Origin of the sequence: Rhizobium sp. YTUHZ044, from assembly GCF_051123975.1 — a bacterium.
In the GTDB taxonomy this organism is placed as follows: domain Bacteria; phylum Pseudomonadota; class Alphaproteobacteria; order Rhizobiales; family Rhizobiaceae; genus Rhizobium.
In genome coordinates, this window is record NZ_CP101426.1 from 3,561,341 (window position 1) to 3,574,775 (window position 13,435).

15 protein-coding genes are annotated in these 13,435 nt (G+C 61.0%); 11 read left to right on the plus strand and 4 right to left on the minus strand.

Going from position 1 to position 13,435, the window contains the following annotated elements:
- Positions 1-89: 89 nt before the first annotated feature.
- Positions 90-545 carry a tol-pal system-associated acyl-CoA thioesterase gene (gene ybgC, locus NL154_RS17565; protein ID WP_210629937.1) on the minus strand — a complete coding sequence of 152 codons (456 nt, stop codon included), beginning with the start codon at positions 543-545 and terminating at the stop codon, positions 90-92.
- A gap of 163 nt (positions 546-708) precedes the next feature.
- Between ybgC and NL154_RS17570 the strand changes: the two genes are divergently transcribed.
- From NL154_RS17570 to NL154_RS17595, 6 genes are all read left to right on the plus strand, one after another.
- The gene (locus tag NL154_RS17570; RefSeq protein WP_210629936.1) at positions 709-1,929 is read left to right on the plus strand and encodes an NAD-dependent epimerase/dehydratase family protein; all 1,221 of its coding nucleotides are present in this window, start codon (positions 709-711) and stop codon (positions 1,927-1,929) included.
- A 202-nt stretch (positions 1,930-2,131) separates the two neighbouring features.
- Positions 2,132-2,956 carry a glycosyltransferase gene (locus NL154_RS17575; RefSeq protein WP_210629935.1) on the plus strand — a complete coding sequence of 275 codons (825 nt, stop codon included), beginning with the start codon at positions 2,132-2,134 and terminating at the stop codon, positions 2,954-2,956.
- Positions 2,953-3,849 carry an NAD-dependent epimerase/dehydratase family protein gene (locus NL154_RS17580; RefSeq protein WP_434733120.1) on the plus strand — a complete coding sequence of 299 codons (897 nt, stop codon included), beginning with the start codon at positions 2,953-2,955 and terminating at the stop codon, positions 3,847-3,849. Before NL154_RS17575 ends, NL154_RS17580 begins: the two co-directional genes overlap by 4 nt.
- Positions 3,850-4,004: 155 nt before the next feature.
- A complete protein-coding gene (locus NL154_RS17585; RefSeq protein WP_210629933.1) occupies positions 4,005-4,592 on the plus strand; it encodes a 5-formyltetrahydrofolate cyclo-ligase in 588 nt (195 codons plus the stop codon).
- Positions 4,593-4,595: 3 nt separating this feature from the next.
- Positions 4,596-5,420: a TIGR00282 family metallophosphoesterase gene (locus NL154_RS17590; RefSeq protein WP_088677967.1), complete on the plus strand. Its 825-nt coding sequence runs from the start codon at positions 4,596-4,598 to the stop codon at positions 5,418-5,420.
- Positions 5,421-5,520: 100 nt separating this feature from the next.
- Positions 5,521-6,366, plus strand: coding sequence for an MBL fold metallo-hydrolase (locus NL154_RS17595; RefSeq protein WP_434733121.1), 846 nt, complete (start codon positions 5,521-5,523; stop codon positions 6,364-6,366).
- A gap of 37 nt (positions 6,367-6,403) precedes the next feature.
- Here the strand turns inward: NL154_RS17595 and NL154_RS17600 are convergent, their stop codons facing one another.
- Positions 6,404-6,907: a pyridoxamine 5'-phosphate oxidase family protein gene (locus NL154_RS17600; RefSeq protein WP_210629931.1), complete on the minus strand. Its 504-nt coding sequence runs from the start codon at positions 6,905-6,907 to the stop codon at positions 6,404-6,406.
- 141 nt (positions 6,908-7,048) lie between these two features.
- Here NL154_RS17600 and NL154_RS17605 point away from each other — a divergent pair, with 141 nt between their 5' ends.
- Positions 7,049-7,795: a YebC/PmpR family DNA-binding transcriptional regulator gene (locus NL154_RS17605; RefSeq protein WP_210629930.1), complete on the plus strand. Its 747-nt coding sequence runs from the start codon at positions 7,049-7,051 to the stop codon at positions 7,793-7,795.
- Positions 7,796-7,868: 73 nt separating this feature from the next.
- On the opposite strand, the gene NL154_RS17610 is transcribed toward NL154_RS17605, so the two are convergent.
- Complete coding sequence (locus tag NL154_RS17610; RefSeq protein WP_434733122.1) at positions 7,869-8,870, minus strand: LLM class flavin-dependent oxidoreductase; 1,002 nt, start codon at positions 8,868-8,870, stop codon at positions 7,869-7,871.
- Between the two features lie 123 nt (positions 8,871-8,993).
- Positions 8,994-11,309, minus strand: coding sequence for a methyl-accepting chemotaxis protein (locus NL154_RS17615; RefSeq protein WP_434733123.1), 2,316 nt, complete (start codon positions 11,307-11,309; stop codon positions 8,994-8,996).
- 242 nt (positions 11,310-11,551) lie between these two features.
- Here NL154_RS17615 and ruvC point away from each other — a divergent pair, with 242 nt between their 5' ends.
- Genes ruvC through ruvA form a run of 4 tightly spaced genes read left to right on the plus strand, consistent with a single transcriptional unit; the run spans position 11,552 to position 13,410 of the window.
- A complete protein-coding gene (ruvC, locus tag NL154_RS17620) occupies positions 11,552-12,061 on the plus strand; it encodes a crossover junction endodeoxyribonuclease RuvC (protein ID WP_221146455.1) in 510 nt (169 codons plus the stop codon).
- A gap of 56 nt (positions 12,062-12,117) precedes the next feature.
- Positions 12,118-12,369 carry an AbrB/MazE/SpoVT family DNA-binding domain-containing protein gene (locus NL154_RS17625; RefSeq protein ID WP_184455063.1) on the plus strand — a complete coding sequence of 84 codons (252 nt, stop codon included), beginning with the start codon at positions 12,118-12,120 and terminating at the stop codon, positions 12,367-12,369.
- Positions 12,369-12,782 (plus strand): type II toxin-antitoxin system VapC family toxin, encoded by a 414-nt coding sequence (locus NL154_RS17630; protein ID WP_434733124.1) that lies wholly within the window; start codon positions 12,369-12,371, stop codon positions 12,780-12,782. Before NL154_RS17625 ends, NL154_RS17630 begins: the two co-directional genes overlap by 1 nt.
- A 13-nt stretch (positions 12,783-12,795) precedes the next feature.
- Positions 12,796-13,410: a Holliday junction branch migration protein RuvA gene (gene ruvA / locus NL154_RS17635; RefSeq protein WP_210629925.1), complete on the plus strand. Its 615-nt coding sequence runs from the start codon at positions 12,796-12,798 to the stop codon at positions 13,408-13,410.
- Positions 13,411-13,435 lie beyond the last annotated feature (25 nt).

Consider the following 13,435-nt stretch of genomic DNA (forward strand, 5'->3'; position numbering starts at 1 on the left):
GCATGGTCCGGCTGCCGAAAGAGCGCTCATCCTGCGGCGCGGTAATTCCTTCACATAAAGTTCAAGTTTTGACAAGGCCTGGTTCGGTACTACAAAGGATGGCTGCCTTCCAGGAATTTTGCCGCCAGCGTTTCCGGCAGCCGGCGTGGCCGCCCCTTGGCATTGATGACGGCGATGATCACCCTGGCTGCAATCAGCAGGCTTTCGCCTGAACGGATCTGCTGGTTGAGCACCATCTTGGCGCCTCCGGCCTTTTCCGTATGCGTCAGGATCGTCAGCACGTCATCCATGCGCGCGGGGCTCTTGAAATCGATCTCCATGCGGTGAACGACGAAGACGAGGCCTTCCTCGTCGGCGCTGACGAGTTCGCGTTGCTCGACACCGAGGCAGCGCAGATAGTCGGTACGGCCGCGCTCGAGGAAGTGCAGGTAGCGGGCGTGATAGACCAGGCCGGAGAAATCCGTATCTTCATAATAGACCCGCTGGACGAGGCGGTGTCCAGCCTCCGTCAGCTCTCCCGATATGGAAAAAGGGCGTTCCGTCATAATTTTCTCCAAAGTGAGGTGCCCTCTTTGGCGCAACGCTTCGCGGCAGGCAAGCATTGAATGCCCGGCCGGCAGCCGTTGAATGCGCCGCCGGCAGGCATTGAATGATTGTCATAATTTCTAACTATTGCCGATAATAAGCGACCGATCAGGAGACGATGCGATGAAGATTGCGGTTATGGGCGGAGACGGTTTCATTGGTTGGCCCACCTCGCTCCACCTTTCCGATGCCGGTCACGATATCCATATTCTCGACAATCTCTCGCGCCGCTGGATCGACACCGAACTCGGCGTTCAGTCGCTCACTCCGATGGATTCGATCCAGGAGCGCACGCGCATCTGGCATGCCGAAACCGGACGCCGTATCCACTTCAATCTGATCGATCTCGCCAAGGATTACGAACTTCTGAAGAAATGGCTTTCGGAACACCGGCCGGATGCCATCATCCATTTCGCCGAACAGCGCGCCGCGCCCTATTCGATGAAGAGCGACCGCCACAAGAACTACACGGTCAACAACAATGTCAGCGCCACGCATAACCTGCTGAACGCGCTGACCGAGCTCAATCTCGACGCCCACCTCATCCATCTCGGCACCATGGGCGTCTATGGCTACTCGACGGTCGGCGCGGCAATCCCTGAAGGCTACCTGCCGGTTGGCATCGAAACGCCGACGGGCGAGACGGTAAGCCAGGAAATTCTCTACCCTTCCAATCCGGGCTCGATCTACCACATGACCAAGTGCCTGGATCAGCTTCTGTTCCAGTTCTACGCCAGGAATGACGGCTTGCGAATCACCGACCTGCATCAGGGCATCGTCTGGGGAACGCATACCGAGCAGACGCGCCGCCACGCTCAGCTGATCAATCGTTTCGATTACGACGGCGATTACGGCACGGTGCTGAACCGTTTCCTCATTCAGGCAGCGATCGATTATCCGCTGACGGTGCATGGCACCGGCGGCCAGACCCGCGCCTTCATCCACATCCAGGATTCCGTGCGCTGCATCGAGCTGGCGCTGAAGAACCCGCCCGCCCGTGGCGCCCGCGTCGAGATCTTCAATCAAATGACGGAAACCCACCGGGTGCGCGACCTCGCCGAGATGATCGCCAGGATGAGCGGCGCCAAGATCGCCTGGCTGCCCAACCCGCGCAAGGAGGCCGCCGAAAACGAGCTGATCGTCCGGAACGAAAAGTTCCTCGACCTTGGCCTCGAACCGACCACGCTGGAAGCCGGGCTGCTGGGCGAAATCGTCGACGTGGCGAAGAAATTCGCCTATCGCGTCGACCGCTCCCGCGTGCCGGCCGTCTCCGCCTGGACCAGGGACATAGCCGCGACGATTGATCACGATCCGGAAGGCAAGCGGCTGAAGTCGGTATCGTGAGTGAGGGCTTACTATTGAAGCCCTGCCAGTCCCACGATCTCCCCCTCATTCCCTTCCTCGGGCTTAGCCCGAGGGACGTCACAGGAATCCAGCGCGCCCAGGTCATTGGGCGCAGGAGAGTCATTCACGGCGCGGACGCGCCGTGGCTGGATTCCTGTGACAGGCACAGGAACGAGGGCGTGGGTGGAAGCGGCCGACGCCGATGACTTCTACCTCGAAACTAGCCTACGTCACCCTCGTCACCAACGCCGACTATGCCATGGGCGCCACCGCCCTCGCCCGCTCCCTGCGCCGCACCGGCACCGGCGCCGATATCGTCGTCCTCCACACCGGCGGCGTTGACGCGGCCGCCCTCGCCCCGCTCAAGACCCTCGACTGTCGCCTGATCCAAGTCGAGCACCTGCCCCTCTCCGATACCTTCAACGAGCGCCACGCCCGTGGCCATCTCCATGCCGCGGCCCCCTTCACCAAAGGCCGCAAGCCGGACTTCCATTCGCCACTCGACAATTTCTGCAAGCTCAGGCTCTGGCAGCTGGTGGAATATGAGCGCTGCGTCTTCATCGACGCCGACGCCCTCGTGCTGAAGAACGTCGACAGGCTCTTCCTCTATCCGGAACTTTCTGCCGCTCCCAACGTCTATGAAAGCCTTGCCGATTTTCGCCGCATGAATTCCGGCGTCTTCGTCGCCACGCCCTCGCGTGAGACATTCCGGCACATGCTCGAACGCCTCGACAGGCCGGAGGCCTTCTGGCGACGCACCGATCAGACCTTTCTTGAGACGTTCTTCCCCGAATGGCACGGCCTGCCGGTTTATTTCAACATGCTGCAATATGTCTGGTTCACCATGCCGGAGCTTTGGGACTGGAAGAGCATTTCGATCTTGCACTACCAGTATGAGAAACCGTGGGAAAAGGATCATTCCAAGGCAAAACAGCTACAACCTTTAATCGATCTATGGCACCGTATACACGAGAGCGGCGATATGCCCGAGATCACGGCGCTGAGAAATCCGGAAGGGACGGCATGAAAGTATTGGTATCCGGGGGAACGGGTCTCGTCGGCCGGTACGTCGTCGAGGAGCTGCTGACCGCCGGCTATCACGTGATTGTCGGCGGGCGCCGGGCGCCGCTGCCGCGCTTCTTCTCCCGCCCGGTCGAATTCACAGCACTCCCCCTCGACCCCGAAAAGGATCAGATCGACGTCTTCGACGACGCTTATTTCTTCGTCCACGCCGCCTTCAGCCATGTTCCCGGCAAATATCGCGGCGGCGAGGGCGACGATCCCAAGAGCTTCCAGAGATTGAACCTCGACGGCACCGTCCGACTTTTCGAAGCGGCCAAACGCGCCGGCACGCGCCGTTGCGTCTTCCTGTCCAGCCGCGCTGCCTATGGCGACCACCCACCGGGAACCGAGCTTGTCGAAACGATGCTGCCAAAGCCGGAGACGCTCTACGGCCAGATCAAATTCGACGCCGAAGGTGCGCTTAGCCATCTCTCGACGCCGGGTTTTGCCGGCGTAAGCCTGAGGGCGACCGGTGTCTATGGCGATCTCACGCCGAACAAATGGGATGGTCTCATCGCCGATTATCTCGCCGGTCGGCCGGTTGCTGCGCGCGCCGGGACGGAGGTTCATGGCCGCGACATCGGCCGCGCGGTGCGACTGATGCTGGAGACGGAAAGCACCCGCATCTCGGGCGAGGTCTTCAACCTATCGGACATAACAGTCGACACGCACGACATTCTCGCGCCTATCCGCCGTGAAACGGGCTGTCGTCACGCCTTGCCGCCTCCCGCCGACAAGGCTGCCCTCAATCCGATGAACACCGCGAAAATCCGTGCGCTCGGCTGGCTGCCAGGTGGAGCTCCTCTGCTCGAGGAAACGATGCGGCGGCTGGCCGCCGCGCTGCCGGTGTCGCCGTGACACGAATCTGCGCCGAGTCGATGGACATCCTCGTCTGACGATCGGCAACCGCAGACCGATACGACGTGAAACGGGCGCAGCCCTGTCGCAGCCGGCATTTGCATCGGGTCTCCGGCCGGTTATGCTCGGCCGAACCTCTCAATCCGGCAGATCGTATGACCGCAAAAGAACTGAAAGCGCAGCTGCGCAACGAACGCCTGGCCGCCCGCGATGCCGTCACTCCTGAAGAGCGCACCGCCAAAAGCCTCGCAATGGCCGATCACGCCGGCGAGGCGGTTGCTTTCGAGCCAGGCACCATCATCTCCGGCTTCCTGCCGATCCGATCGGAGGCCGATCTCAGGCCGCTGATGGCGCGCTTTGCAGCACGCGGTGCGCGGCTCTGCGTGCCGGCGATCCTCGACAAGCAGACCATCGTCTTTCGCGAACTGGCGGAAGACGCACCGCTTGTCGCGACCGGGTTCGGCACGGTCGGCCCCACCGAACACGCGGCCGTCCTCGATCCCGAGATCATGCTCGTGCCGCTTTCGGCCTTCGATGTCAGAGGCCATCGCATCGGCTACGGCGCCGGCTACTACGACCGCGCCATCAGCCGGCTAAGAGAGAAAGACCTGCATCCCAAGCTGATCGGCATTGCATTCGACTGCCAGGAAGTGGCACATGTGCCCGACGAGCCGCATGACATAAGCCTGGATGCCATCCTGACAGAAAGCGGCCTTCGCTTTTTTGCCTCTTGGATTGGATAGGGAATGCGGCTGCTTTTTTTGGGTGACATGGTCGGCAAGACGGGACGCACGGCGGTCTGGGACCGGCTACCCGGTCTGATCTCCGACCTCAGGCTCGATTTCGTCGTCGTCAACGGCGAGAATGCCGCCGGCGGTTTCGGCATCACCGAGGACATCTTTCTCGAAACGATCAATGCCGGCGCCGATGTGGTGACGACCGGCAATCACGTATGGGACCAGAAGGAGGCCGTCGCCTTTGCCGGGCGTCATGATCAGTTCCTGCGGCCGGCCAATTATCCGCAAGGCACACCCGGCCGCGGCTCCGGACTTTTCTATGCCAGGAACGGCGCGCGCGTGCTCGTTGCCAATGTCATGGGCCGGGTGTTCATGCATCCGGAGCTCGACGACCCCTTCAAATCGGCCGAAGTGATCCTTGACGCCTGCCCGCTGAAGGAGCAGGCCGATGCGATCATTTTCGATTTCCACGCGGAAGCGACCAGCGAGAAGCAATGTTTCGGACATTTCGTCGATGGCCGCGCCAGCTTCGTCGTCGGCACCCACACTCACGTGCCAACCGCCGACGCGCAGATCCTGAACGGCGGCACCGCCTATATGTCGGATGCCGGCATGTGCGGCGATTACGATTCCTCCCTCGGCATGGACAAGGAGGAGCCGCTCAACCGCTTCATCTCCAAGATGCCGAAGGGCCGCATGGAAGCGGCGAGCGGGCCAGCGACGATCTGCGGCGTCGGCGTGGAGATTTCCGATGCCACCGGACTGGCCGAAAAGATCGCGCCGCTGCGGCTCGGGCCGCGGCTGGCGGAGACGGTACCGGAGTTCTGGAGGTAATCCAGCCGCTCCAACACGCAATTGTGAGCATCGCTGCTCTGGACCGCTGCGACCTCATGACGCATCCTCCGCCGCTAAATGAAAGCGCCGGAGGGGTGGCATGAAGCCGCATTATCTTATCCTCGCTATCACATGCCTGGCGGCCTTCCCCGCATCAGATCCTGCCCAGGCACAGGAGCAGCGCCAGCGAGCCAGCCAGTGCCACGCGATCGCCGAGAAAATGCCCAATGTAACCTTCGCCAGTTTTTCTGGCGCCACGGCGCTGGTGCCGGCCGTGTCCGAGGGCGAGGATGTTAGATTCACCTATCTCGGCCATTCCACCTTCGAAATCGAGACACCCGGCGGCATCATCATCGCGACGGATTATAATGGCTGGTACAGGCCGGCGACGACGCCCGATGTCGTCACGATGAACAAAGCTCATACGACCCACTTCACCCTAACGCCTGAGCCCGACATCAAGCATGTGCTCCACGGCTGGAGCGACGTGCCGGGCGAGAAGGCCAGCATCAATCTCGTCGTCGGCGATGCCTATATCCGCAATGTTACCACGGACATCCGCTTCAGCTACGGCCTCGGCGGCTCCCAGGCGGATGGAAACTCGATTTTCATCTTCGAAATTGCCGGTCTCTGCATCGGCCATCTCGGCCATCTGCACTACGAGCTGACGGATAGCCATTATACCGAAATCGGCCGCCTTGACGTCGTCATGGTGCCCGTCGACGGCGGCCTGACCATGGGCGCCGACAGCATGAGCCGCGTTATCAAGCGGCTGCGCTCGTCGCTGATCCTGCCGATGCACCGCCGTGGTCCGCCGGTCAATGCCTTCGTCTCCATGTTCGGAAAGGGCTTCGATATCACTTATGCGCCTGATGACAGCCTCACCGTCTCCATGCGCACGCTTCCCAAGAAGCCGCTGATCTATGTGATGAAAGGCGCGCAGTAAAAGCAAAAGCCCGGCGGGTCCCTCCAAACCTTGCTGATCAAGCAAATTGCAGGTGACGTTTGACGCCGACCTCGGGCATCTTGTCGTCATCGAGATTGGCCTTGGCGATCTCCCAACCGAATTTTAGCGTGCTGCCTGTCGAAACCCAGATCTCGGCATCATCGACATGCAGGGAAAGCATGGTGAGTTTCGGGTCCTTCTTGCCGCCGTCATACCATGCCGCCACCATCGAACTCCAATATTCCTCGATCTTGGAAGGGTCGGGGCGTACCTCGATGACGCCGGAAAGGCAGGCGTGATAGTCGTGATCCTTGCCGATGACGCAGAAATGCGCCCGACTGCCGGGTTTGATGGCGCGCACGATGTCGGCGTCGGTCTTGGTGTAGAACCAGATCGTGTTGGTGGTCGGATCGGCATGCGGCGCCATCGGCTGCATGTGCATATCAAGCCCGGAAATTCCGAGCATGCCGGCATGAACATCGTTGACCTGATCCCAAAGCTGACGAGCTGGTTGCTCCCGCGCCTCGCTGAGACTTGCCATGACCGTTCCTTTCCGTTGGGTGGAGTTCGGTTGAAACGTCATCCTCCTGCCTTTGTTCCGAACTGCTTTTTCCTTGAATGGGTGTCGTTTCGCTTTTATAAGGCGGCCCATTCCGAACAATGAGACGTGAACAGGGGTGCCATGGCTGGCCATTCACAGTTTAAAAACATCATGCACCGCAAGGGCCGTCAGGACGCCGTGCGGTCGAAAATGTTCTCCAAGCTTGCGCGCGAAATCACCGTGGCAGCCAAGGCCGGCCTGCCCGACCCGACGATGAACGCCCGTCTTCGCTTGGCGATCCAGAATGCCAAGGCCCAGTCCATGCCGAAGGACAATATCGACCGCGCCATCAAGAAGGCAGCCGGCGCCGACGGCGAAAACTATGATGAAGTCCGCTACGAAGGCTATGGTCCGGGCGGCACGGCGATCATCGTCGAGGCCCTGACCGACAACCGCAACCGCACTGCCTCCAACGTCCGCTCGATCTTTACCAAGGCCGGCGGCGCCCTCGGCGAAACCGGTTCCGTTTCCTTCTCGTTCGACCATGTCGGGGAAATCACCTATAAGCTTTCTGCTGGCGACGCCGACAAGGTGATGGAAGCCGCGATCGAAGCCGGCGCCGATGACGTCGAGACCGACGAGGAAGGCCATTACATTACCTGCGCTTTCGAAGCGCTTGGCGAAGTATCGAGAGCCCTGGAGGCTAGCCTCGGCGAAGCCGAAACCGTCAAGGCTGTCTGGCGCGCCCAGAACAACGTGCCGGTGGACGAGGAAAAAGCCCAGTCGCTGATGAAACTCATCGACTCGCTCGAAGACGACGATGACGTACAGAACGTCTATTCCAACTTCGAGGTCTCGGAAGAGGTTCTGGCGAAGCTTTCAGCCTGAACCTTGCAGCGATCGCCCATAAAAACCCGGCCGCGACGCCGGGTTTTTTGTCTCTCGGACGCCGCTTACAATCCTACGCAGCGACCCGCATGAAATTTCCAAGACCTGCGAACAGTTCCACCGACTTCAGCCGCGCCTCGACATCATGGATCGGCATCGAGATGATCACCTCGTCGGCCGCCGTTTCCTTGAGAAACTCCGCCAGTTTCGCCTCAGTCTTCGCCGGCGACCCTACCACGGCGTAGCGCAGTGTGTGTTCGACGTTCATCTTCTCCATCGGCGACCAGAAGCTCTCCATATCGGTGACAGGGCGCGGGAAAGGACCGCGCACATTGCGCCGCAGGTTGACGAATTGCTGCTGGGCGGACGTGAAATGGTAGCGCGCCTCCTCGTCCGTCGCTGCCACCGCGCCCATGACGCCGACCATGACATAGGGCTTGTCGAGAGTCGCCGAGGGCTGGAAGCGCTCGCGGTAGATCGCGATGGCGTCGAGCAGCATGTCGGGGGCAAAATGCGAGGCGAAGGCGTAGGGAAGCCCAAGCATCGCCGCAAGTTGGGCGCTGTAGAGGCTGGAGCCTAGCAGCCAGATCGGCACATGCGAGCCATTGCCTGGAACCGCAAGGATCGCCTGATTCTCGAGCGGGGTACCGAGAAGCTGCTGCAATTCCACCACATCATTCGGGAAGCTGTTCGCGCCGGCTTCGAGGTTACGCCGCAGCGCCTGTGCCGTGCGCATGTCCGTCCCCGGAGCCCGTCCCAGGCCGAGATCGATGCGGCCGGGAAAAAGCGCCTCCAGTGTGCCGAACTGCTCGGCGATGACAAGCGGCGAGTGATTGGGCAGCATGATGCCGCCGGAACCGATGCGGATGCGTTTTGTCGCAGCCCCGACATGCCCGATGACAACGGCGGTCGCCGCACTGGCAATGGCAGGCATGCCGTGATGCTCGGCGAGCCAGAAGCGCTTGTAGCCGAATTCTTCAGCCTTCTGAGCCATTCGCGCCGAGCTTTCGAGCGACTGGCGCACGGTGCTGCCTTCGGCAACGGGAGAAAGGTCGAGTATGGAGAAGGGAACCATGGAAACCTGCCGGGCTGTTGAACGATGCCGTCTATGTAGGTTGGCGCCTGACCCATTCCAAACCGTGCACGCAAACAAAAGGGCCGCGCGATGGCGGCCCTTGTCGAATAGCGAAAGCACATCTCAGCGGTGACGACGCAACACATGCACCTCGGCACTTGGCCTGTGTTGCCCCTGCGGCAGCGTGAAATTGCCGAGCTGGCGGTCCATTTCCAGAGCTTCCGTCGCCAGCCGGTGGATCGCCGCCGTCGTCTCCTCGACCATCGAGGCGTTCTGCTGCGTCATCGCGTCGAGTTCGGCCACGGCGCTGTTGATCTCACGCAACGTACTGGCTTCCTCACGGGTCGACTCCATGATCTCGTTGATCTGCCCGTTTATCGCCTCGACATGGGCGCCGATGCCGGTCAGGGCAACGCCGGCCCTTTCCACAAGTGCAACGCCGCTTTCGACCTCATGCGTCGATTTCTGCAGCAGGCTGGAGATTTCCTTGGCCGCGCTCGATGAGCGCTGGGCGAGCTCCCGGACTTCCATGGCGACGACGGCGAAGCCCTTGCCCGATTCACCGGCGCGTGCCGCCTCGACGCCGGCGTTGAGCGCCAGGAGATTGGTCTGAAAGGCGATGTCGTCAATGACCGATATGATCGTGTTGATCTGGCGCGAGGAGGTCTGGATCGCCTCCATCGCCGCGATCGTCTCGCGCATGATCTGGCTGGAGCCGGTCGTCTCCTTTTTGGCGTCGCGCGCGATGCGCTCGGCCTGTTCTGCCCGCTCGATCTGGCGGCGAACGGACTGGGTGATGGCGCTGATCGCATTCGCCGTCTCGGTGATCGAGCCGGCCTGACGCTCGGTGCGCCCGGCAAGCTCGTCGGCGCCGGTGCGCATCTCCTCGGAGCCGGCGCGTACCGCCATCGAGTTACCGCCAATCGCCGTCATGGTTTCGCTGAGCGTGGCGAGTGCCTCGTTGAAATTGATGCGCAGGCTTTCGAGTTCGTTCGGGAAGCGCGTATCGATCTGATAGGCGAGATCGCCGCTCGCCAGATGATGCAACCCCTCGTCAATCGCCTCGACCACCTGCTGCAGCGTCCTCGCTTCGGCCTCGCGATGGGCGAGGTTCTGCTGACGGTCGTGCTCGGCCTGCAGGCGCGTCTCTTCGCTGGCGGCTTCGAGTGCGCGGCTTTCGATCAGCGATTGGCGGAAGCGGGCAAGTGCGTTGGCCATCGTGCCGATCTCATCCTTGCGGTTCAGGCTGCCGATCTCGCTGTCGAGCTTGCCGTCGGCGACGTCGCGAGTCACACCGGCAAGCCGCGCCAGCGGCGAAAACAGGAAATTGGTGACGAGCCCGGTCGCGATGGCCATGACGACGAGCACGCCGATGCCGATCATCGTCAGCAAAGTGGCGATCTCGATCGAGCCGGCATTGAGCTCGCTGAGCAGGACGCTCTCGACCACGAGGAAGCGGTCGCCGCGATAGTCGATGCCACGGACATAGGCGCGGGCCGCGCCATCCGCCCGGTCGAAATCAGCCACGATCATCGCGGAGCTGGCAAGCGCGTCCTTGATGAAAGTGAAGGGGGTGGCATCGAGGGTCGCAAGCTTCCCCCCGGCATCGAGGGCGATAGCGGAGCCATCGCTGGAGACGATCGCAGCCCGCGCGGTGCTGCCCTGCACGATGCCCTTGGCAAGAATGCTCGAGATGATGTCGTCGCGCACCTTGAACAGGATGATGCCCTTGGCGGCCCCGAGCTTGACGATGGGCACGGCATAGAAGATCGCGGGTTTACCGCTTGCCGCATCGACACGAAGGCCGGAGAAGCCCGTCGGCGCGGCGTCATCCGTCGCCTTGGCGGTATTCTCGACCGCCTTGGCGAATGCGATGCCGGCGCCGGTTGTCTTCCAGGCGTCCGACTTCAGATTCTCCGCGAAGTTGTCGTCCTTTTTGTAGGAATAGAGCACGCTACCGTCGAGATCGGCGATCAGCAGATCGCTGAAAGCGGTGTTTTCGAGGTCGCGGGCAACTTCGCCCTGCGTCTGCTCATGGTTTGAATAATAGAACCCGCTCGGCCCTTCCGGCTTCATCAGCTTCTCGCGCTGGTCGGCCGGGTTGGGATTGCCCGTGATGAAAACCTTCTTCAGCTCGGCGCGAGCATCCCCCGAAGTCTTCTGGATTGTCTTCCAGCCGCTCTTCAAGCTGGTGATCGACATCTGCAGCGCCTCGATGCGCGCGATGGAATTGGCCTGGTTCTCAAGCTGCGCCAGTTGGTCCTGCAACATGTCGCCACGGAAGATCAGCACGCTTTCCTTGGCCTTCAGCGCCTGCTCGTCGGATATGCGGCTGCTGGCGAAATAGGCAAGCACGTCGATGACCGCGATCGACAGCACGGTCAGCAGGATGAAAGTGGCAATGACCTTGAAGGACAGGGACTGAAATCTCTGAGCCATATACAATGAACCCTTCTGAACGGCGCCTGCCAGCCTGGGCACGCGGTGCATCCCCGGCCGGCTGACCTGTCAACAGAACATCGGGGACTTATTCTTGTGGAACGAAGCCCCTCGCACATTCGATGAACTAGAATTCAGGCATCTCTTTTAATTCGCGGTAAATGCGCGCTCTAAAACCTCAGGTGTTTTCGGTTTGTTCACATATCGATGGCACTTATTTCGCAATCGCTATAGGTTGAACCATGCAAAATACGATTCGTATCATTGGCATTGATCCCGGCCTCCGCCGCACAGGCTGGGGAATCATCGACACTTTAGGCAATTCCCTGAAATTCGTGGCATCGGGAACGGTGACCTCCGATGGCGACATGGACCTCGCCTCCCGCCTCTGCCAGCTGCATGACGGGCTCGCCGATATCGTCCACGCTCACAGGCCCGATGAAGCCGCCGTCGAACAGACCTTCGTCAACAAGGACGCCGTGGCGACCCTGAAGCTCGGCCAGGCCCGCGGCATCGCCATGCTGGTACCTGCACGCGCGGGACTGCCGGTCTCTGAATATGCGCCCAACGCCGTGAAGAAGGCGGTCATCGGCGTCGGGCACGGAGAAAAGCAGCAGATTCACATGATGTTGAAGATTCTGATGCCGAAGGCCGAATTCAAGGGCGATGACGCCGCCGACGCCTTGGCGATCGCCATTTGCCATGCCCACAATCGCGGCGGCCACCGGATGCGCCAAGCGTTGGCAGGATAAGGCGTTCTTGACATGTTCCTGCGGTAAGGATAATTCTTACTTTGAAGGAGCCTCTGATGCGTGTCACATCCAAAGGTCAGGTCACTATTCCCCGCGATCTCAGGGAGCTTGCCGGCATCGAGACCAACAGCGAGGTCATTTTCTCGATTGAGGGCGGCAAGCTCGTTCTCTCGCCGAAGAACGGCAAGCAGGAAGTCGAGGATAGAGGTCGGCTGGACCGTTTCATCGAGACGATCCGTCGTCTGGAGGGAACCGGCGATCAGGAAATCGATGCCGAAGATCTCATGTCGATGACGCGTGATCGCTGATGGCGACGCTTGTCGACACGAACGTCCTCGTCGATCTGGCCATGATCAGCTCGGACTGGCACGATTGGTCGCGCCGGAAGATACTCGATATCTTCAGAGATGGACCGGTCCTTATAAATCCGATCATCTATTCCGAATTTTCCGTTCGGTATGACGATGTGGATGAAGTCGATCGCCTGCTTCCGCAGGATGAATTCCGCCGCGAGAACCTGCCGTGGCCGGCCGCATTTGCCGCGGCTCAAGCCTTCCGGCTTTACCGCCGCGCGGGCGGAGGACGCGAACGGATATTGTCGGATTTCCTCATCGGCGCGCATGCGGCGATAAGGGGCTACAGAATTTTAACCCGCGATGCCGGCGATTATCGTTCCTATTTTCCTTCCGTTGAACTCATTACGCCCGAAACGCACCCTTGAAAGACCGCGACTCATGATCGGCAAGCTGAAAGGCACCATAGACGAGATCGGCGAAGATTATGTGCTCGTTGATGTGCACGGCGTCTGTTACGTCGCTTATTGCTCGGCCCGCACTTTGTCAAAGCTCGGATCGGCGGGCGAAGCCTGCGTGCTCTTCATCGAAACCTATGTGCGCGAGGATCAACTGAAACTCTTCGGCTTCATGACCGCATTGGAGCGGGAATGGTTCAACCTGCTGCAGAGCGTCCAGGGCGTCGGCGCCAAGGTGGCGCTCGCCGTGCTCTCGACGCTGACGCCGGGCGAGCTTGCCAATGCGATCGCCCTGCAGGACCGCGCCGCCGTCTCGCGCGCACCGGGCGTCGGCCCGAAAGTGGCGATGCGCCTCGTGACCGAACTCAAGAACCGCGCACCGGCCCATGCCGGCGAGGCAATCAACATCGGCCTCAAGCAAGAACTCGGCGAAGGCGTCGCCGCCGCACCGGTTGCCGATGCAGTGTCCGCGCTGACCAACCTCGGCTACAGCAGAGACCAGGCGGCAAATGCCGTTGCCGCGGCGATGAAGACGGCCGGCGACGGCGCCGATAGCGCCAAGCTGATAAGGCTCGGATTGAAAGAGCTGGCACGGTGAAAACCGGAAAACCAATGAATGGGTG